The organism is uncultured Cellulomonas sp., from assembly GCF_947494015.1.
In the GTDB taxonomy this organism is placed as follows: domain Bacteria; phylum Actinomycetota; class Actinomycetes; order Actinomycetales; family Cellulomonadaceae; genus Pengzhenrongella.
Map to the genome: position 1 here is coordinate 287,516 of NZ_CANLTL010000003.1, position 19,373 is coordinate 306,888.

Genomic DNA, 19,373 nt, shown 5'->3' on the forward strand with positions numbered 1-19,373 from the left:
TCGCTCCCGAGGGCCGGGCGCGGCCCCGGGGCGTCAGGCCCCGAGGCCGGCGCTGCTACTCCTTCACGGCCCCGGTGACGGTGTTCATGATCCGGCGCTGGAACACGAAGAACAGGATCGCCACCGGCACGGTCATCAGCGCCGCCGCGCCGAGCTTGAGCGGGAACTGGCTGCCCTGCCCCAGGCCGCCCGCCGCCAGCCCGGCCACGCCCTTGGTCAGGGTGGCCAGCTCGGGTGACTGCGCGGCGACGATGAAGTGCGACAGCTCGTTCCACGACCCCTGGAACGACAGGATGACCAGGGTCACCAGGGCCGGGGTGGCCATCGGCAGGACGATCGACCAGTAGGTCCGGAACGTCCCGGCGCCGTCGATGCGTGCCGCCTCCTCGACGCTGCGCGGGATGGACTCGAAGAAGTTCTTCATGATGAAGATCCCGGCCGCGTCGGCGAGCAGCGGGATGATCAGGCCCGCGTAGGAGTCGTAGATGCCGAGCTGGTTGAGCACCAGGAACTTCGGGATGAGCAGGACGACGCCCGGGACGGCCATCACCGCGACCAGCAGCGCGAAGACGACACCCCGGCCGCGGAAGTGCAGCCGGGCGAGGGCGTAGCCCGCCAGCGAGTCGATGAACACCCGGCCCAGCGTCACGCAGACGGTCACCACGACCGAGTTGGTGAACCACAGGGGGAAGTCCGAGCGCAGGAAGAGCCGCTCGTACGCCGCCGTCGTCCAGGTCTGCGGCACGAGGGACAGCGGCGACGCCACGGCCTCGGTGTCGGTCTTGAACGAGGTCACCACCTGGACCAGGAACGGGTACAGGTACAGCACGACGAAGCCGAGCAGGATCGCGTAGACCACCACGGTGCCCCGGCTGCGCCGCCGGGAGGACCGGTCCGGACGCACCGGCCCACGGGCCGAGGCGGCACCGGCACCGGCGCGGTCGCCGGTGCCGGCGACGGTGGGTGCGGCGGTCATCGCTCCTCCTCCGGCTCGGTGGTGCGGCGGTCGGTGGCCGCCACCGCGGCGCCCGAGTCGGGTGCGCCGCCCGCGCCACGCGCGCTGGTGGCGGCCGCGACGCCGGTCGGCACGAAGCGCCGGCGCCGCGGGACCGTCGTCCGCTCGCGCAGGACCCACCGCTGGAAGGCCGCGAACGCGACGATGATGCCGAACAGGACGAACGCGATCGCGGCCCCGCGGCCCCAGTCCTGCTGCTCGAAGGACGCCTGGTAGGACAGGTACGCCGGGGTCAGGGTCGTCTTGGCGGGACCGCCCTGGGTGGCGGTGTAGACCTGGTCGAACACCTGCCAGCAGCCGATCAGCCCCAGGGTCAGCACGGTGAACAGGGTCGGTCGCAGCATCGGCAGCGTGACGAGGCGGAACCGCTGCCAGGCGGTGGCGCCGTCCATCATGGCCGCCTCCTCCACGTCCCCGGAGATCTGCTGGAGCCCGGCGATGAAGAGCAGCATGAAGGTGCCGGACGTGGTGAACACGGCCATGAGGACGAGCACGCTCATCGCGATGCTCGGACCGCTCAGCCACTCCCACCAGGTGATGCCCAGGAAGCCGTGGCCGGTGAGCGCCGCCGGTCCGCTGTCGACGCCGACCGCGGACAGGGCCAGGTGCACCACGCCCCGTGCGTCGGCGAACCAGTTCGGCCCGTCCACACCCAGGAAGCCGACGAACCGGTTGACCGCCCCGGACGCCGAGAACAGGAACAGGAACAGCACGGTGATGGCCACCGAGCTGGTCACCGACGGGAAGTAGAACGCGGTCCGGAACGCCCCCCGGCCGCGCAGCACCTTGCGGTTGACCAGGACGGCCAGGAACAGGGCGAGCGTCGTCTGCAGCGGGACGACCAGCAGGACGTACCAGGCGTTGTTGCGCAGCGCCGTGCCGAAGTCCTGGGTCGCGAGCCCGCCGCCGGCCACGAGCTGCCGGTAGTTCTCCAGCCCGACGAAGTCCACCTCGGACGACAGCGGGCTGCCCCGGCCGGACCAGTCCGACACGCTGACCCACGCCGCCATGAGGATGGGGACGGCGAGGAAGAGCCCGAGGATCACGACCATCGGCGTGATGAAGGTCCACCCGGCCGCACCCTCGCGGCCGTGGATCCGTGACCGGCGGGTGCGTCCGCCGTCCGGCGCGGGTGCCGGGCGGGGCACCCGCGCGGTCGTGGCGGTGGACATCAGCCGGCGGAGTCGAGGGCGGCCTGCATGTTGGTCTGCACGGAGGCCAGCATGCTGGTGATGTCGGCCGTGCCGAGGCCCTCGATCTGACCGTTGAGGTCGGCGATCACCTCGGACGCGCCCTGCGCGGTCGGCGGCCCGACGGCGAACTCGGCGCTGTCCAGGAAGGCGACCTGGTCGGGGAACAGGCTGCGGAAGTCCTCCGCCGCCGACTCCACCGACGGCATGACCCCGAACGCCTCGGCGAACTCGACCTGCTGCTCGGTGGAGGTCAGGGCGTCCACGAGCTCGACCGCCGCCTCCTGGTTGTCGCTGTCGGCGGCGATGCCCCAGCAGTTGGTGAACTGCAGCGTGCCCCGGCCGGCCGGGCCCGCGGGCAGCGGGACGACCTGGTAGGCGACGTCGGGGAAGTCGTTCTGCAGCGCGCCGACGATCCAGTTGCCCTCGATGGTCATGGCGGCGCGACCGGTGCCGAACGCCTCGCCGCCCCACCCGGCGTCGATGTCCGAGGGGAACTGCACGATGCCCTCGGTGTACATGTCCTGCACGAACGTCAGCGCCTCGACGTTCTCGGGGCTGTCGGCGACGGCCGTGGTGCCGTCCTCGTCGACGAGCCCGCCGCCGGCCTGCTCCATGAACGCCCCCAGCCGCTGGTACTCCGGACCGAAGCTCAACCCCACCTGGTCGCCGGTGGTCAGGGTCCGGGCGACCTCACGCAGACCCTCCCAGTCGGTCGGGATGTCGGCGTCGGTCAGGCCGGCGGCCTCCCAGGCCGCGGTGTTGATCACCAGGGCGAGGGTCGAGAAGTCCTTCGGGGCGCAGTAGAACTCCCCGTCGACGGTGAAGTTGTCCCGCAGCGAGGGGTAGAAGTCGTCGGCCGCGGCGACCTGGTCGCCGTAGGGGTACAGGGACCCGTTGGCGACGTAGCCGGCGAGCTGGTCGGTGCTCACGTAGAAGACGTCCGGCGGGCTGCCGGCGGCGAAGCCCTGGGCGAGCTCCTGGTTGAGGTCCGTGGCGACGTTGACGCTCGCCTCGACGCCGGACTCCTGCGACCACGCGTCCACGGCGGCGGTGACGGCGTCGGTCTCGGCGTCGCCGCTGGAGCCGATCAGGACGGACAGCTCGCCGGTGGCGGCGTCGTCGCCGCCGGCGCCGGTGTCACCGGCCGGGTCGTCGTCGAAGCCGGAGCCACCGCACGCCGACAGGGCGAGGACGCCCGAGGCGAGCAGGGCGGTCAGGGTGGTGGTGCGGGCGGGGCTGCTCATGGGGTGTCTCCTGAGGGGCGCGGATGGACGGGTCGAGCGCGGGTCGGGTGCGACCGGGTCAGGGTCGGGTGGTCAGGTCGGGGGGCGCCGGTGCGCGCTGGAGTCGCGCACGACGAGGCGGGGGTTGAGCAGGACGGCGCGGTCGGCGGGCTCGCCGCCGGCGCGGTGCTGGTCGGTCAGCTGCGCGAGGAGCAGCTCGAAGGCCCGGCCGGCCGCCTCGGTGAGCGGCTGCGCGACCGAGCTCAGGCCGACCGCGCGGGCCACGGGCGTGTCGTCGAAGCCGACGACGGCGGGCTGGTCCCCGGACGCCGCCGCGGCGAGCGTCCGTGACGCCGACAGGGCACCGAGCGCGAGGGAGTCGCTCGCGCAGACGAACGCGGTGGGCTGCGCGCGGGAGAGCAGCCGCTCGGCGGCCAGGACGCCGGTCCCCACGCCGTCGACCACGCTGATCGAGAGCCGGTCCAGCTCCTCGTCGCCGGTCGCGCCGGCGGCGCGCATGGCCCGTTCCCAGCCCCGGCGCCGGTCGTCGCCGACGTCGGAGCCGGACGGCCACCCGATGAAGGCGATGCGCCGGTGCCCGAGGTCGAGCAGGTGCTCCACGGCGGCGCGGGTGCCGACGGCGCCGTCGACGTCGACCCAGGCGTGGTCGGCGACGTCCGCCGGGTCGCGGTCGTCGGCGGACGTGGTCGCCCACGGCCGGCCGAACGTCACGAACGGCACGTCGCTCGCGCTGAGCCAGCGCGTGCGCGGGTCGCCGTGATGGGTGGACGTCAGCACGAACGCGTCGACCCCGAGCACGTCGACCAGCTCGCCGTACTGGTCGATCTCCGCGTCGTCGTCGGCGGCCGTGAACAGCATGACGCGGTAGCCACGCAGCTGGGCCTGCTCGGTGACCGAGTGCAGGAAGCGGTCCAGGACGGCGCCGCTGATGCCGTCGGCGGTGGGCTCCAGCCGCAGGCCGACCACCCCGGACCTGCGGGTGCGCAGCTGGCGCGCGGCGCCGTGCGGGCGGTAGCCCAGCTCCGCGACGGCGCCCAGCACCCGCTCGAGCGTCTCCGGGTGGACCAGGTGCGGGGCGTTGAGGGCGTTGGACACCGTCTGGCGGGAGACGGCGGCCCGCGCGGCGACGGTGGCCAGGGTGGGACGGCGGTCGTCGCTCACGGCGCCTCCGGGTCCGGTGCGGCCGATGACGTCCTCGTCACCGGGTGGTGCTGTGCGTGGCCGGCCCGGCCGGTGCGGAGCGGGACGGGTGCGGCTGTTCTGGATCGATCAAACCCGCTACCGTGGCGGGCCTTGGATCGATCCAATGACAGTGTCAGAGTGGATCCGCGTGTCGAGTGCTGTCAAGACGAGCGGCGCAGGTGCGCATCACGGATCGGTCACGCGTCGAGGACGAGGGGGACCCCATGGAGCGTCAGCCGCTGCTGCACGACCTGCTGGTGGCCACGATGGCGCCGAGCCAGGCGTGGTCCGGCCCGGACGGGCAGATCCGCCCGGGCGGGGCGCAGGGGTACTTCTACGGTGACCTGCGGACCCTGTCCCGCGCCGTGCTCACGGTGGACGGGGAGGAGCCCGAGACCATCGCCGGCGGGCCGGCCGGTCCCGGCGCGGTCGAGGTGCTCGGCCTGCTGCGCGGGGTCGACGAGGACGGCGCCGACCCCACCGTGCAGCTGCGCCGCCTGCGCCGGGTCGACCCCGGGCAGGTCCACGAAGACCTGGAGGTCACCGCCGCCACGCGCGAGCCGGTCACGCTGACGTTGCGGCTGGAGGTGGCGTGCGACCTGGCTGCCGTCGAGGCGGTCAAGCAGGGGCGCGCGACCTGCGAGCTCCCCGGCGCCGTCGCCGCGCACGGCGGGTCGGTGCGCTGGTCGGGCCCCGACGGGACGAGCGTGACCCTCACGGCGCCCGGCGCGCGGATCACCGCCGACGACCCCGCCCGGCCGCGGCTGGAGTGGGACGTCGTCGTGCGTCCCGGGGCGACGACGGCCGTGGGCTGGGGCGTCACGGTGACGGCCGCGGCCACGACGGTCGGTCCGCCGGTGGCGACCGCGCCCGAGTGGTCCGTGCCCGCGGTCGCCGCCGACGACCGGCGGCTCGCCGCGCTGCTCGACCAGGCGCTCGCCGACCTGACGACGCTGCGGATGACCGCGGACTTCGCCCCCGGCGACACCTTCCTGGCCGCGGGTGCGCCCTGGTTCTTCACGCTGTTCGGGCGCGACTCGATCTGGGCGGCGCGGATGCTGCTCCCGCTGGGCACCGAGCTGGCCGCCGGGACGCTGCGGGTGCTCGCGGCCCGGCAGGGCACCGTCGCCGACCCCGAGACCGCCGAGCAGCCGGGCAAGATCCTGCACGAGGTGCGGGCCCAGCCGCTCGACCTCGGCGGCGAGGGCCGGGTGCTGCCGCCGGTCTACTACGGGACGGTCGACGCGACCCCGCTGTGGGTCTGCCTGCTGCACGACGCCTGGCGCTGGGGGATGCCGGCCGAGCAGGTCCGGGCACTGCTGCCGGCCATGGAGCGCGCCCTGGACTGGATGACCGACCACGGCGACGCCGACGGCGACGGGTTCCTGGAGTACATCGACACCACGGGACGCGGCCTGGCGAACCAGGGCTGGAAGGACTCCGGGGACTCGGTGCAGTGGCGCGACGGGTCGCTGGCCACCGGTCCGATCGCGCTGTGCGAGGTGCAGGCGTACGCGCACGAGGCTGCCTTGGGCGGCGCCGCGCTGCTGGAGGCGTTCGGCCGCCCGGGCGCGGACCGCTGGCGGTCCTGGGCCGCCGACCTCGCCGCGCGGTTCCGGCGCAGCTTCTGGGTGGCCGACGACGACGGCGGCTACCCGGCGATCGCGCTGGACGCCGACAAGCGACCGGTGGACACGCTGACCAGCAACATCGGCCACCTGCTGGGCACCGGCCTGCTCGACCCGGACGAGGAGCGCCAGGTGGCCCGGCGCCTGGGTGCCCCCGACATGAGCTCGGGCTACGGGCTGCGGACGATGTCCACGACGTCCGGCGGCTACTGGCCGTTGCGGTACCACGGGGGCGCCGTGTGGGCGCACGACACGGCGATCACGGTCGCCGGCCTGGCCCGCAGCGGGCACACCGACGTCGCCGCCGCGCTGGTGGACGGACTGCTCGCCGCCGGGGACGCGACCGGGTACCGGCTGCCCGAGCTGTACTCCGGCGCTGCCCGCGGCAGCGTCCCGACCCTCGTGCCGTACCCCGCCGCGTGCCGGCCGCAGGCGTGGTCGGCCGCCGCGGCCGTCGCGGTGCTGTCCGCGACGCTGGGGCTGGACCCCGACGTCCCCGGGGGAACGCTACGGGTGACGCCGGTCGCGCCGTCGCCGGTCGGGGCGGTGCGGGTCTCGGGACTGCGGCTCGACGGCCGGCCGCTCGCGGTCGAGGTCGACGCCCGCGGTGCGGTCGTCGGGGTGGACGCCGGCGGCGCGGTCCGGGTCGACGCCGGTGCGGGCGGGGCGGCGGCGGCCACGGTCGGGGCGGTCCCCGCGCCGCCGGGCACGGCCGGGCCGGCGGCGACCTAGACTGGGGGGCGCCATCCGGCGGCAGGGCATCGGTGTGGCGACGACGCCGCACGAGGAGGAACAGATGGGCATGCTCACCCGGATCGGGTCCCCGTCGGACCTCAAGCGGCTGCGCCCGGCGGAGGTCGAAGGGCTGGCCCAGGAGATCCGCGACTTCCTCGTCCGGTCGGTCTCGCGCACCGGCGGCCACCTCGGCCCCAACCTCGGCGTCGTCGAGCTCACGCTGGCGATGCACCGGGTGTTCGACTCCCCACGGGACACCCTGGTGTTCGACACCGGGCACCAGGCCTACGTGCACAAGCTCCTCACCGGCCGGCAGGACTTCACCGCGCTACGCAAGCGCGACGGCCTGTCCGGCTACCCCAGCCGGGCCGAGTCCGTGCACGACGTCGTGGAGAACTCGCACGCGTCGACCGCGCTGAGCTGGGCGGACGGCATCGCCAAGGCCAACGTGGTGCGCGGGCTGACCGACCGGCACGTCGTGGCGGTGATCGGCGACGGCGCCCTGACCGGCGGGATGGCCTGGGAGGCGCTGAACAACATCGCCGAGGGGCACGACCGGCGGCTGGTGATCGTGGTCAACGACAACGGCCGGTCGTACGCCCCCACGATCGGCGGGCTCGCGTTCCACCTGGACACCCTGCGCACCACGCGCGGCTACGAGAGCTTCCTGACCTGGGGCAAGCGCGCGCTGCACCGCTCGGGCATGCCGGGCCGGTTCGCCTACGACGCCCTGCACGGGCTGAAGAAGGGCATCAAGGACGTCGTCGCGCCGCAGGGCATGTTCGAGGACCTGGGCATCAAGTACGTCGGCCCGGTGGACGGGCACGACGCCGCGGCGGTCGAGCACGCGCTGAGCCGCGCCAAGGCGTTCGGCGGCCCGGTGATCGTGCACGTCATGACCGAGAAGGGCCGCGGCTACTCCCCGGCCGAGCAGGACGTCGCCGACCGGTTCCACGCGGTCGGGCAGATCCACCCCGAGACCGGGCTCCCGGTCGCCCCGTCCCGGTTCGGCTGGACCAAGGTGTTCGCCGACGAGATAGTCGCCATCGGTCGACGGCGTCCCGACGTCGTGGCGATCACCGCCGCGATGCTGGCGCCGGTCGGGCTGGCGCCGTTCGCGGCCGAGTTCCCGACCCGGACCTTCGATGTCGGCATCGCCGAGCAGCACGCGGCGACGTCGGCGGCCGGGATGGCCTTCGCGGGCCTGCACCCGGTGGTGGCCGTGTACGCCACGTTCCTCAATCGCGCGTTCGACCAGGTGCTCATGGACGTCGCGCTGCACCGCGCCGGCGTGACGTTCGTGCTGGACCGCGCCGGCATCACCGGCGACGACGGCGCGAGCCACAACGGCATGTGGGACATGGCGATGCTCTCGGTCGTTCCGGGGCTGCGGCTGGCCGCGCCGCGCGACGAGACGACGCTGCGCGAGGCGCTGCGGGCCGCGGTCGACATCGACGACGCCCCGAGCGTCGTGCGGTACCCCAAGGGTGCGCTGACCGACCCGATCGAGGCCCTCGAGTCCGTCGACGGCGTCGACGTGCTGGCCCGGCACGGTGGCCCGGGCGACGGTCCTGACGGTGAGGTGCTGGTCGTCGGGATCGGCGCGATGGTACCGACCGCGCTCGAGGCGGCCGAGCTGCTGGCGGCGCACGGCCTGCGGGTCACGGTCGTCGACCCGCGGTGGGTGCTGCCGGTCCCGCCGGCGCTGGTCAAGCTGGTGGGAGAGCACACGCACGTGGTGACGCTCGAGGACGGGCTGGTCGACGGCGGCGTCGGTGCGCTGCTCGGGCAGCGCGCGCGCGAGGCCGGCATCAGCACACCCGTGCAGTCCATCGGGATCCCGTCGGGCTTCCTCGACCACGCGACCCGGGAGCAGATCGTGGGCCAGCTGCGGCTGCGCCCGCAGGACGTCGCACGCGACGTGCTCACCGCCCTGGCCGGTCCCGCCGCCTGACCCGGCCGGCCGGGTCGCCCTGCCGTGGCGTGCCGGACGACGACGGCTCGCCGGCCTGGCACCATCGTCGCGTGACCGCGCTGACCTTCTCGGACTCCCTCGTCGTCCCCGCGACACCCGACGAGCTGTACGACCTCGTCTCGGACGTGACGCGGACCGGCCAGTGGAGCCCGGTCTGCACCGGGTGCTGGTGGGACGAGGGGCACGACGCCCGGGTCGGCGCCTGGTTCACCGGCCGCAACGAGGTCCCCGGTCGCGTGTGGGAGACACGCAGCCAGGTGGTGGTCGCCGACCGGGGACGGGAGTTCGCGTTCGTCGTCGGCGGCGACCGGGTCCGGTGGGGCTTCACCTTTACGCCGGCGGCCGAGGGGACCCGCGTCACGGAGTCGTGGACCTTCCTGCCCGCGGGCCTCGCGGCGTTCCGCGAGCGGTACGGCCAGGACGCGCAGCGGCAGATCGACGACCGGAGCCGCGCCGCGCACGAGGGCATCCCGGCGACCCTGGCGGCGATCGCCAGGATCGCTCGGGGCGGCGCCTGAGCGCGGGAGTCGCGACGAGCACGTCGGCCACCACGAGATCGGCGACGAGGGGACCGGCCGCGATGAGATCGGCGGGTGCGGGCGGTCCACCCCGTGACGGGCCCGCCGACCGGCGGGTCACGAGGCGGCGGAGGGTGCGCACCATGGCGACGTTCGTGACGATCGGCTACGGCGATGCGGAGGGCTATCGGCGCACGGCCCCCGAGGTGCGGGACGCGGCGCACGCGCACGACGCCGACCTCCGCCGACGTGGGGTCGTGATGGGCACGGCCGGAGCTCCGGTGCAGGTGCGCAACCCCGACGCGGCCGGGACCACGACGCTGCCCGGGGCCTTCGCGACCTTCGGCCTGCCCCTCGCCGGGTTCGCCGTTCTGGAGGCGGCCACGCTCGAGGACGCGATCGCGATGGTGTCGGCCACGCCGTGCGCGGTCGCCCACGGCGTGGTCGAGGTGTGGCCGCTGCAGGTCGCGCCGTAGCGCCGAGCCGGCCCGTCCGTCGCCGGGAGGGGCGGCGCGTGGATCACCCGGGCGCCGGCCCGCGCTGCGGGTAGGGCGTCTGTCCCGACTCCAGCATCGCGACGTACTGGGCGATGCGGCGGGCGCGGGTGTCGGGCCGCACCGCCGTCACGACCCGGTGCAGCACGGCGTAGCGGTTCTGGCCGTTCAGCGTGGCGAACGCCGCCTGCGCCGCCGGGCTCGCGGCGAGCGCCGTCGCGAGGTCCGCGGGGACCTCGATCGTCGCCGGGCCGGCGTAGGCGGCGTCCCACCGCCCGTCGGCGCGGGCCCGGTCGACCTCGGCCAGCCCGGCGGGCTGCATGCGGGCCTCGGCCGTCAGCCGTGCGACGTGCTCGACGTTGCGCCGGGACCACATGCTGCGCGCGCGACGCGGCGTGAACCGCTGACGGTAGGTCGCCGCGTCGATCGTGCGGGCCTGGCCGTCGATCCACCCCTGGCACAGCGCCTCCTCGAGCGCCTGGGCGTAGGTGAGGCTGGTCGGGTGGGTGGTCCCCTTCTTGGCCAGCACGAGCCACACGCCGGTCTGCTCCGTCACGTGCTCGGCGAGCCACGCCCGCCACGCGTCGACGTCGGCGACGAGGAGCTGGGGGGCGTTGGGGGCCATCGGTCGAGCCTGGCAGAGCGCGTGCGCCACCGGTAGGTGCCCCGTCCCGAACCGGCGCCGGGCGTGGCTCGCGGGGCGATGAGTTCGGGCCGCCGGCCCGGTCCACCGGGGATGACCACCACGACGGCCTCGAGGGCCCACCTCGCCACTGCCATCTTCACCGTCTCGGACCAGGACGCCGCCCTGGCCTTCTACACCGGCCGGCTCGGCTGGGAGGTCCGCGGCGACGCCCGGTTCGGGCCCGACGGGGAGAGCCGCTGGCTCGAGGTCGCACCGTCCGGGTCGGTCGCGCGGCTCGCGCTCAACGCGCCGATGGGCGGCAGCCCGGGTGGGTCGGCGGTCGTCGTCGAGGTCGACGACGTGCCGGCCGAGCACGCCCGCCTGACCGCGATCGGCGGCGTGGACCTGGACCCCGCGCCCACCCGGGCCCCGGGGGCCCCGCTGCTGTTCTCGCTGCGCGACCCGGACGGCAACCACATCTGGGTGACCTCCGAGGGGTGAGCGCGGTTCAGCCGCCGACGGCGTCGTCGTGCGCGTCGTCCCACCAGGCCAGCACCCGGGTGCCGTACAGGGTCAGCCACGGCGACGGCTCACCCGGCGGCGCGTCGACCTCGAACCACGCGCGGCCGGGGTACCGGTGCTCCTGCAGCCAGGTGCCGTCGGCACGGCGCGCTGCCCGGACCACCTCGACGGCGTCCGCCAGCCGCGGATCGGGCGCCACGCCGTCGTGCTGAGCGGCCGCCCGGAAGTGCTCGAGCGCCTTCAGCGCGCTGTAGGGCCAGCGGAACGGGTACGCGAACCGGGTCGCCCACGGGCCGACAGGCTCCCCGGTCGACCGCCTGCGCAGCAGCCGGCGCTCGAGCAGGTACTCCTCGCCGCCCCGGCGGGCGATGCGGACGTCGGGGTCCCCGGTCGCGACCTCGAAGTCGAGCAGCCCCCGCAGCGAGTTGAGCGTCGAGTGGAACGAGGACCTGGTCGCGCCGGCCACCCACTCGCAGTTCCAGCCGCCGTCGGGCAGGCGGTGCTCGACGAACCACCGCGCGATCCCGGTGACGTCCGCGCCCAGCCACACCCCGTTGGCGAGCGTGTAGCCGTTGATGCAGCAGTCGACCTCGCCGCCCCAGTAGGGCAGGTCGTCGTACTCCCAGCGGCTGTGGGCGGCCAGCGCCTGCGCCGTGCCGGCCAGCGCGGACGCGTCGAGCCCCCACTCGCGCAGCGCGTTGAGCGTCCAGGTCGTCGCGGTCCACGGCTGCCCGGCGTCCGCGGCCGCCTCGGGCCCGTCGACGTCGAACCCGGCGGGGAAGTAGGCGCCACCGGCCCACTGGCCGTCGGCGTCCTGCAGGGCGAGCAGCCGGGCGCCGAACCCCTCGGTCGCGATCCGTGCCCGGGTCGCCTGCCACACCTGCGGCGGTGCCCCGGCGAGGTCGCGCTCGACCTGCCAGCGCAGGGCCGGGTCGGTGTCCAGCAGCCAGTCGAGCAGTGCGCCGTCGATCGCCATGTCGACACGCTAGCCAGGGGGACCGACACGACCGCGCGACCGGAGCGGCAGCCGCGGTCAGGCGGGTGGCACCGGCTGCCTCAGGATCGTGCGCAGCCGCTGCGGAGCCGTCCGGCGCGGGTGGCTGAGGTAGATCCGCGTGAGACGGGTCGTCATGGCTGCCATCGTGCTGCGGCCCGGTGGGCCGCCGCCATGGTGCGGGTCAGGCGTGGCTCGATGACCGCCCACGGCTGCCGGGCCGGCCCGTCACCGCAGACCGATCACCTCGTGCCCGGTCACCGCGACCAGGCCGTGGTCCACCACGGCGACCGACACGGTGCCCGCGGGCGCCGGGGTGCGCCAGAGCACGCGCCCGTCGGCGACCCGGTACCCGGCGAGGTGCAGGATGCCGTCGTCGGCGCGGACCGGCAGGACCACCACGTCGCCGTCCGTGACGGCGGCGTCCCCGGTCGCCTCCGGGTCGACCGGGGCGCGCCAGACGGTCTCGCCGGTGCCGACCCGCAGCGCGGTCACGGTGGCGCCGTCGTCCAGCAGCAGGGCGCCGTCCACCACGCCCGTGGCGACCGCCGTGGGGGCGCCCGGGTACGGCAGGGACCACCGGGTCCGTCCGCTGCGCAGGTCCACCCCGCGCAGCCGGTCCCGCCCGGCGGTGCGCACGACCAGCACCGAGTCGCCCGAGCCGTCCGTGACGGCCGGTGCCAGCGGGGGGCCGGGCAGCGAGAACCGTGCACCGGCGGTGCCGCCGGTGACCGCTCCCCGGCCGGAGGTGCCCTCGCGGTGCCACGCCCAGATGGCCCGCGCGCCGCCCGGGAGCACGTGCTGCTCATACGGGTACGGCTGCGTGCTCACCCGCTGCGCGTCGACCGCCTCGCCGGTCGCGAGGTCGACGGCGAAGGTGCCGACGGTCAGCGTGTCGGGCCGACGTTCGACCGCAGGGGCCCCACCCGCAGGGGTCCCACCCGCGGGGTGCACGGGCTGGGGGCTGCGGACGTCCCACCGCGGGGTGCCGGTCGCCAGGTCCCAGCGGGTCACCCGGACGGTGGCGTCGGGGAGCGCGGTGGCCAGCAGCAGGTCCCGGCCGACCGGCTCGGCGAGCAGCAGGGCGCCGTCCGCGGCGACGGCCTGCCGGGTGCGCCCGGTCGTGGAGTCGACGACGACCACGTCGACGCCGGTCGTCGCCTCGCCGACGGACCCGCCCACGGACCCCGTCCCGTCCGGGGACGCGCCGGCGACGCAGGCGACCAGACCACCGGGTCCGGTCCCCGCCTCGACCGGTGCCCGGTCCGGTCGGAGCGACTCGTCCACAGCGAAGCAGTCACCGGTGCCGGCCGCGCGCGCGGCCGCCGCCGACGCCGTCCACGTCGTCGTCCCCGTCGCCGGGTCCACCGACCGCAGCGCCGCGTCGTCGACCACGAGCAGCGTGTCGTCCCCGTCGCCCACCACCCGTCCCGGGATGCGCCACACCTCGGCCAGCGGTCCGGACGTCTGCGCCAGGACCGCCGGCATCGCCTCGAACGCCGCCACCCGGGCCGCGGTCCGGCGGGCGTCGACGACCGCCGTCGTGGCCGCCACCAGCACGACCAGCACGCCGACGGCGACCGCCCGCCGGCGGTACCGGGCGACCAGGCGGCGGGCCAGGCCCGTGGGCACCGGGCCGGCGACGACGACGTCGACGCCGACCTCGGCGTCGGGCCGGAGCGGACCCAGGTCCCGCGCCCACATCGCGCGCCGGGCCATCGCCTCCAGCGCCAGCTCGTGCAGCACCGCGCGGACCTCGTCCGCGGCCACGTCGTCGTCGTCGTCGTCGACGAGGAGGACGTCGACCACGTCGAGGCCCGGAGCTGGCCGCGACCGGGATCGGCGCATGCCATCAGCGTAGCCGCGCTCCCGCACGCCGGGCCGTCGCTCACGCCGGTGGAGCGCGGCCCTGGGCAGCGAGCTGTCCGTCGCTCACGCCGGCCGGCGTCGCAGCCCCGGCAGGCGCGCGGAGGTCAGCCCCGCGGCACGTCCGCGACCCCGGGCGGCAGCAGCCGCCGGCCCAGCACCCGCTCGGCCCACCCGCTGCGGTCCAGGTACGGCGTGATGCCCCCGAGGTGGAACGGCCACCCCGCGCCGAGGATCATCGCGAGGTCGATCTGCTCAGGTGACCCCACGACGCCCTCGTCGAGCATGAGCCCGATCTCCTCGGCCAGGCCCCCGAGCACGGCGTCGCGCAGGCCCGCCTCGTCCAGCGACCCCGGACGCCCCGGCGTGCCGAAGACGTCCTGGATGTCGGGATCGACGGCGTGCTCGGCGCCGCGGCCGTCGGGCCGGGGGACGACCCGGCGCCCCTCGGACGACAGCCGCTCGAGCCCCGGGGACAGCGGGTAGCGGTCACCGAGGTCCTCGTGCAGCGAGCGCAGCACGTGCAGGGCCACCGGCAGGCCGACCAGCTGGATCAGCGCGAACGGGCTCATCGGCAGACCCAGCGGCCGCAGCGCGACGTCGGCGACGCGCACCGGGGTGCCGCCCTCGACCGCCGCCGCCACCTCCGCCAGCATGCGCAGCAGGAGCCGGTTCACCACGAACCCCGGGCGGTCGCCGACCCCGACCGCCGTCTTGCCCAGCGCCTTCGCGACCGCGAACGCGGTCGCGACGGCCCCGTCCGACGAGCGGCCGGTGCGGACGACCTCCACCAGCGGCATCTGCGCGACCGGGTTGAAGAAGTGCAGGCCGACGACGCGCTCGGGGTGGCGCAGGTGCTCCGACATCTGCCCGACCGACAGCGCCGAGGTGTTCGTCGCGAGCACGGTGTGCTCACCGACGAGCTCCTCCAGCTGGGCGAACACCCGCTGCTTGATCGCCATGACCTCGGTCACCGCCTCGATCACGAGGTCGGCGCCGGCGAGCGTGCCGAGGTCGGTGCTCACCGTGATCGAGGCCAGCACCCGGTTGCCCTCGTCGGTGGACAGCCGCCCCTTGCTCACCAGGCCCTCGACCTGCGACCGCACCCCGGCCAGGCCGGCGGCGACGCGCTCGTCGTCGACCTCGCGCATCGCGACGGGCACCCGCAGCCGCCGCGCCATGAGCACGGCGAGCTGCCCGGCCATCAGGCCGGCGCCGACGATGCCGACCGAGCGGACCGGGACCGCGAGGTCCTCGGCGGGGGCCCCGGCGGGCCGGCGGGCCTTGCGGGTGGTGAGGTCGAAGGCGTAGAGCCCGGCGCGCAGCTCGTCGGACATGAGCAGGTCGGTCAGGACGTCGTCCTCGGCGGCGAAGGCGGTGTCCCGGTCCGCCGTGCGCGCGGCGGCGACGAGCTCGAGCGCGCGGTAGGGCGCCTGCCGGGCACCGTGCAGCCGGGCGTCGAGCTGAGACCGCGCGGCGGCGATGGTGGCGTCCCAGGAGGCGTCGTCCTCCGGCTCGGGACGACGGACCGCCACCCGCCCGGCGAGCACGTCGGCGGTCCACACCAGCGACTGCTCGAGGAAGTCGGCCGGGTGCAGCAGCACGTCGGCGACGCCCATCTCAACCGCCTGCGCGGCCGTGGTCATCCGGTTGTTGGCCAGCGGCCGGGTCAGGATCAGGTCGAGCGCGGGGCGCAGGCCGATCAGCCGGGGCAGCAGCGAGCACCCGCCCCAGCCGGGCACGAGGCCCAGGAAGGTCTCCGGCAGCGCGATCGCCGACACATCCGAGGCGACGGTGCGGTACGTGCAGTGCAGGGCCAGCTCCAGGCCGCCACCCAGGGCGGCACCGTTGATGTAGGCGAACGTGGGCACGTCCATCTCGCCGAGCAGCCGGAGCGCGGCGTGACCGAGCTCGGCGATGGCGCGCGCGTCGCGCCGGTCGGCGATGGCGGCGACCGCCGTCAGGTCGGCTCCGGCGGCGAGGTAGTACGGCTTGCCGGTCACGCCGACGGCGACGACCTCGCCCGCGGCGGCCCGGTCGCGGACCCCCTCCAGCGCCTCGGCGATCCCGGCCATGCCGGCCGCGCCGAGCGTCGTCGGCTTGGTGTGGTCCAGGCCGTTGTCGATGGTCACCAGCGCCAGCGTCCCGGCGCCGCCGGGCAGGGCGACGTCGCGGACCAGCGCCCGGGCGACCCGCTCCGGTCGTGGGGTGGTCGCGGCGCCCGAGCCCGCCGGGGGGCCTGAGCCGGCCGAGGTGGTCGCGGTGGCCGGGGTGGTGGGCGTGGTCATCAGCGCTGCTCCTGCGTCGTCGCGGCGGGGGAGGTGGTGCCCGAGGCGGCCGGGCGCGGGCCGTCGTAGTCGCGGTGGTGCGGGTTCTCCCAGACCACCGAGCCGCCCTGCCCGAGGCCCACGCACAGCGTGGTCAGCCCGTAGCGGACGTCCGGCCGGGCGGCGAAGTGTCGGGCGAGCTGGGTCATGAGCCGCACGCCGGACGCCGCGAGCGGGTGCCCGACGGCGATCGCCCCGCCGTCCGGGTTCACGCGCGGGTCGTCGTCGTCGATCCCGAACGCGTCCAGGAACGCCAGCACCTGGACGGCGAACGCCTCGTTGATCTCGACCAGGCCGATGTCGTCGATGCCGAGCCCGGCCCGCGCCAGCGCCCGCTCGGTCGAGGGCACCGGGCCGAGCCCCATGACGGCCGGGTCGACGCCGGCGTAGGCGAACGTGACCATCCGCATCCGCGGCGCGAGCCCGAGCTCGGCCGCGGTGTCCTGCGCGGCGAGCAGGCACATCGCCGCGCCGTCGGTCAGCGGGGCCGACGTCGCCGCGGTCACCCGCCCGCCGGGGCGGAACGGGGTGGGCAGCCCGCGCACGGCGTCGAGCGTCGTGCCGGGCCGCGGCGGCTCGTCGGCGGTGGCCAGTCCCCAGCCGCGCTCGGGGTCCCGCACGGCGACCGGGACGAGGTCCGGTGCGATGCGGCCGGCGGCCAGGGCCGCGGCGTACCTCGCCTGGCTCGCCACGCCGTACGCGTCGGCGCGCTCGCGGGTCAGGGCGGGGTAGCGGTCGTGCAGGTTCTCGGCGGTCCGGCCCATGAGCAGCGCGTCGCCGCTGACCAGACGCTCGGAGGCGAAGCGTGGGTTGGGATCGGCGTCGAAGCCCATCGGGTGCCGGCCCATGTGCTCGACGCCGCCGGCCAGTGCGACGTCCTGCGCGCCGACGCCGATCGCGGCGGCGGTCGAGGTGACCGCGGTCATCGCCCCGGCGCACATCCGGTCGACGGCGTACCCGGGGACGCTGCGGGGCAGGCCCGCGAGCACCCCGACGGTGCGGCCCAGGGTGAGCCCCTGGTCGCCGGTCTGCGTGGTCGCCGCGATGGCGACCTCGTCGACGCGCTCGGGCGGCAGCTCGGGATGGCGGCGCAGCAGCTCGCGGACCGCCTTGACCGCCAGGTCGTCGGCGCGGGTGTGGGCGTACAGCCCGTCGGCCCGCGCTCGACCGAACGGTGTGCGCACCCCCTCGACGAACACGGTGGGGCGGACGGTACGTGGCGATGCGCTGGGCATCGGACCTCCTGGCGTGGACGGCGGTGTCCTGGCGTCCGGGGAGCGGGCGCCGGTGGCGGACGGTCCCGGCGGGAGCCGTCCGCCGGCGATGTTACTGGTCGGTAACCAGTGCCTCGGCGAGCAGGGGGGCCGTCAGGGTGACCTGCCACGGGCGGGCCCCGCCCGTGGCGAGGAACTCGCCGACCGTCTCGGGGGTGAGCTCGTCCGGCGGCGTCCAGCACAGGCGACGCAGCAGGTCCGGCTGCAGCAGGTTCTCCACCGGCACGGTGTGCCGGTCGGACAGCTCGGCGACCACCTCGCGGGCCGCGGCCAGGCGGGCGGCAGCCGCCGGGTCCCGGTCGGCCCAGGCGCGCGGCGGCGGCGGCGCGTCGCTGCGCGGGCCGCGGACCGACGGCAGCTCGGCCTCGGGCACGGCCAGCCCGCGCTGGACGGCCGCCTGCCAGACCGTGATCCGCCGGCGGGCGCCCTTGCCGGAGAAGGCGGGCAGCGCGGACAGCGCCTCGACCGACCGGGGCAGCGCCTGCGCGGCCGCCACGATCGCGGCGTCCGGCAGCACGCGCCCGGGGGAGATGTCGCGCTCGCGGGCGTTGCGGTCGCGCGCCTCCCACAGCGCGCGCACGACGGCGAGACGGCGGGCGTCACGGACTGCGTGCAGGCCGGACACCCGGCGCCACGGCTCGGCCCGGGGCGGCGGTGGCGGGGTCAGTCGCACCGCCTCGAACTCCTCGGCCGCCCAGGCGGCCTTGCCCGCCTCGGCGAGCCGGTCGGCCATCACGGCGCGCAGCTCGACGAGCACCTCGACGTCCAGCGCGGCGTAGCGCAGCCACTCGGTCGGCAGCGGGCGGGTGGACCAGTCGACCGCTGAGTGCTCCTTGGCCAGACCCAGGCCGAGCAGCTCGGCGACCACCGCGGCCAGCCCGACCCGCTCCAGGCCCAGCAGTCGGGCGCCGAGCTCGGTGTCGAAGACCCGGCTGGGCCGCATGCCCTGCTCGGCCAGGCCCGGCAGGTCCTGCGACGCGGCGTGCAGCACCCACTCCACGCCGACCAGTGCCTGCGACAGCGCCGACAGGTCGGGCAGGGCGATCGGGTCGATCAGCGCCGTGCCGGCGCCCTCGCGTCGCAGCTGGACCAGGTAGGTGCGCTGCCCGTAGCGGTAGCCGGACGCGCGCTCGGCATCCACCGCGACGGGGCCGGTGCCCGCGGCGAACGCCTCGACCACCCGGGCGAGCTCGTCCGGCGTGGTCAGGACGGGCGGGACACCGTCGGCCGGCTGCACGAGGGGGACGACGTCGAGCTCCGGCGGCACCGCCTCCACGTCGGTCGCGGTCGCGGTGGACTGCTCAGACTCCATGGGGCAACCGTAGGCTCTCCGCCGGTCGCCTCCGCGCGCACCCGTCGCGCGGCGCGGGGGCTCGGCGCTCAGGCGATGCGGCCCGCGCGGATGACGATCGCCACGAGCTCGGCGCGGTCGCCAGTGCCCAGCTTGCGCGAGATGCGCGCGAGGTGGCTCTTGACGGTGAGCGCCGACAGGCCGAGCTCCTCGCCGATCATGCGGTTGGTGCGGCCGGCCGCGACGAGCTCGAGCACACCGAGCTCGCGCGCCGTCAGCTCGGGCAGGTCGCGCCCCGGCGCCTCCTCGACCTCGGGCTCCGGTGCCACCTCGGCCTGCTGCACGCGCAGCGCCCGCTGGGCGAACGCGGCCTGCATGCGGCGCGGGTCGGCGGTCACGCCGCCGCGCAGACCGCCCGCGAGCAGCTGGACGACGTCGCGGCGGGCGGCCTGGCGGGCGAGCAGGATGACGCGGGTCGACCCGCGGCGGC

General features: G+C 75.7%; 15 protein-coding genes and 1 pseudogene. 5 read left to right on the forward strand and 11 right to left on the reverse strand.

The annotated features are described in order from the left end of the window. Window positions 1-55 precede the first annotated feature (55 nt). The 4 genes from Q0840_RS05010 to Q0840_RS05025 form a co-directional block, all read right to left on the reverse strand. Complete coding sequence (locus Q0840_RS05010; protein WP_298457029.1) at window positions 56-976, reverse strand: carbohydrate ABC transporter permease; 921 nt, start codon at window positions 974-976, stop codon at window positions 56-58. Further along, complete coding sequence (locus Q0840_RS05015) at window positions 973-2,067, reverse strand: carbohydrate ABC transporter permease (RefSeq protein ID WP_298457239.1); 1,095 nt, start codon at window positions 2,065-2,067, stop codon at window positions 973-975. The genes Q0840_RS05010 and Q0840_RS05015 overlap by 4 nt, the downstream gene beginning before the upstream one ends. Before the next feature lie 119 nt (window positions 2,068-2,186). Then, window positions 2,187-3,452 (reverse strand): ABC transporter substrate-binding protein, encoded by a 1,266-nt coding sequence (locus Q0840_RS05020; protein WP_298457031.1) that lies wholly within the window; start codon window positions 3,450-3,452, stop codon window positions 2,187-2,189. A 72-nt stretch (window positions 3,453-3,524) separates the two neighbouring features. Next, window positions 3,525-4,613, reverse strand: a complete 1,089-nt coding sequence (locus Q0840_RS05025; protein ID WP_298457033.1) for a LacI family DNA-binding transcriptional regulator — start codon at window positions 4,611-4,613, stop codon at window positions 3,525-3,527. A 245-nt stretch (window positions 4,614-4,858) separates the two neighbouring features. Between Q0840_RS05025 and Q0840_RS05030 the strand changes: the two genes are divergently transcribed. From Q0840_RS05030 to Q0840_RS05045, 4 genes are all read left to right on the forward strand, one after another. After that, entirely contained in the window at window positions 4,859-6,994 is a 2,136-nt protein-coding gene (locus tag Q0840_RS05030; RefSeq protein ID WP_298457035.1) for a glycogen debranching N-terminal domain-containing protein, read from the forward strand. 64 nt (window positions 6,995-7,058) lie between these two features. After that, complete coding sequence (gene dxs / locus Q0840_RS05035; RefSeq protein ID WP_298457037.1) at window positions 7,059-8,951, forward strand: 1-deoxy-D-xylulose-5-phosphate synthase; 1,893 nt, start codon at window positions 7,059-7,061, stop codon at window positions 8,949-8,951. A gap of 71 nt (window positions 8,952-9,022) precedes the next feature. Then, a complete protein-coding gene (locus Q0840_RS05040; protein ID WP_298457039.1) occupies window positions 9,023-9,490 on the forward strand; it encodes an SRPBCC family protein in 468 nt (155 codons plus the stop codon). A 143-nt stretch (window positions 9,491-9,633) separates the two neighbouring features. Continuing rightward, window positions 9,634-9,966: a hypothetical protein gene (locus Q0840_RS05045; RefSeq protein WP_298457041.1), complete on the forward strand. Its 333-nt coding sequence runs from the start codon at window positions 9,634-9,636 to the stop codon at window positions 9,964-9,966. 43 nt (window positions 9,967-10,009) lie between these two features. On the opposite strand, the gene Q0840_RS05050 is transcribed toward Q0840_RS05045, so the two are convergent. Beyond that, window positions 10,010-10,609 carry a YdeI family protein gene (locus Q0840_RS05050; protein WP_298457043.1) on the reverse strand — a complete coding sequence of 200 codons (600 nt, stop codon included), beginning with the start codon at window positions 10,607-10,609 and terminating at the stop codon, window positions 10,010-10,012. 111 nt (window positions 10,610-10,720) lie between these two features. On the opposite strand from Q0840_RS05050, the gene Q0840_RS05055 reads away from it, so the two are divergent. Next, window positions 10,721-11,110 carry a VOC family protein gene (locus tag Q0840_RS05055; protein WP_298457045.1) on the forward strand — a complete coding sequence of 130 codons (390 nt, stop codon included), beginning with the start codon at window positions 10,721-10,723 and terminating at the stop codon, window positions 11,108-11,110. Window positions 11,111-11,117: 7 nt separating this feature from the next. Here the strand turns inward: Q0840_RS05055 and Q0840_RS05060 are convergent, their stop codons facing one another. The 6 genes and pseudogenes from Q0840_RS05060 to Q0840_RS05085 form a co-directional block, all read right to left on the reverse strand. Further along, window positions 11,118-12,107 (reverse strand): squalene cyclase, encoded by a 990-nt coding sequence (locus Q0840_RS05060; protein ID WP_298457047.1) that lies wholly within the window; start codon window positions 12,105-12,107, stop codon window positions 11,118-11,120. A gap of 246 nt (window positions 12,108-12,353) precedes the next feature. Then, window positions 12,354-13,973 (reverse strand): PQQ-binding-like beta-propeller repeat protein, encoded by a 1,620-nt coding sequence (locus Q0840_RS05065; RefSeq protein WP_298457049.1) that lies wholly within the window; start codon window positions 13,971-13,973, stop codon window positions 12,354-12,356. Window positions 13,974-14,098: 125 nt separating this feature from the next. After that, on the reverse strand, window positions 14,099-16,279 hold the full coding sequence (locus tag Q0840_RS05070) for a 3-hydroxyacyl-CoA dehydrogenase NAD-binding domain-containing protein (protein WP_298457051.1): 2,181 nt from the start codon (window positions 16,277-16,279) through the stop codon (window positions 14,099-14,101). Next, window positions 16,279-17,553, reverse strand: a complete 1,275-nt coding sequence (locus Q0840_RS05075; RefSeq protein WP_298457053.1) for a thiolase family protein — start codon at window positions 17,551-17,553, stop codon at window positions 16,279-16,281. Before Q0840_RS05075 ends, Q0840_RS05070 begins: the two co-directional genes overlap by 1 nt. Window positions 17,554-17,644: 91 nt before the next feature. Continuing rightward, complete coding sequence (locus Q0840_RS05080) at window positions 17,645-18,904, reverse strand: HRDC domain-containing protein (RefSeq protein WP_298457055.1); 1,260 nt, start codon at window positions 18,902-18,904, stop codon at window positions 17,645-17,647. 68 nt (window positions 18,905-18,972) lie between these two features. Beyond that, window positions 18,973-19,164: pseudogene (locus Q0840_RS05085) on the reverse strand (response regulator transcription factor); the annotation flags it as partial. Between the last annotated feature and the right edge of the window lie 209 nt (window positions 19,165-19,373).

What these genes read in the sequence shown, in the direction of transcription:
- Q0840_RS05045 (WP_298457041.1), top strand. Translation starts at nt 9,634, where the DNA reads ATGGCGACGTTCGTGACGATCGGCTACGGCGATGCGGAGGGCTATCGG.
- Q0840_RS05080 (WP_298457055.1), bottom strand. Translation starts at nt 18,904, where the DNA reads ATGGAGTCTGAGCAGTCCACCGCGACCGCGACCGACGTGGAGGCGGTG.
- Q0840_RS05015 (WP_298457239.1), bottom strand. Translation starts at nt 2,067, where the DNA reads ATGGTCGTGATCCTCGGGCTCTTCCTCGCCGTCCCCATCCTCATGGCG.
- Q0840_RS05050 (WP_298457043.1), bottom strand. Translation starts at nt 10,609, where the DNA reads ATGGCCCCCAACGCCCCCCAGCTCCTCGTCGCCGACGTCGACGCGTGG.
- Q0840_RS05060 (WP_298457047.1), bottom strand. Translation starts at nt 12,107, where the DNA reads ATGGCGATCGACGGCGCACTGCTCGACTGGCTGCTGGACACCGACCCG.
- Q0840_RS05055 (WP_298457045.1), top strand. Translation starts at nt 10,721, where the DNA reads ATGACCACCACGACGGCCTCGAGGGCCCACCTCGCCACTGCCATCTTC.
- Q0840_RS05010 (WP_298457029.1), bottom strand. Translation starts at nt 976, where the DNA reads ATGACCGCCGCACCCACCGTCGCCGGCACCGGCGACCGCGCCGGTGCC.
- Q0840_RS05070 (WP_298457051.1), bottom strand. Translation starts at nt 16,279, where the DNA reads ATGACCACGCCCACCACCCCGGCCACCGCGACCACCTCGGCCGGCTCA.
- Q0840_RS05030 (WP_298457035.1), top strand. Translation starts at nt 4,859, where the DNA reads ATGGAGCGTCAGCCGCTGCTGCACGACCTGCTGGTGGCCACGATGGCG.
- Q0840_RS05065 (WP_298457049.1), bottom strand. Translation starts at nt 13,973, where the DNA reads ATGCGCCGATCCCGGTCGCGGCCAGCTCCGGGCCTCGACGTGGTCGAC.
- dxs (WP_298457037.1), top strand. Translation starts at nt 7,059, where the DNA reads ATGGGCATGCTCACCCGGATCGGGTCCCCGTCGGACCTCAAGCGGCTG.
- Q0840_RS05075 (WP_298457053.1), bottom strand. Translation starts at nt 17,553, where the DNA reads ATGCCCAGCGCATCGCCACGTACCGTCCGCCCCACCGTGTTCGTCGAG.
- Q0840_RS05020 (WP_298457031.1), bottom strand. Translation starts at nt 3,452, where the DNA reads ATGAGCAGCCCCGCCCGCACCACCACCCTGACCGCCCTGCTCGCCTCG.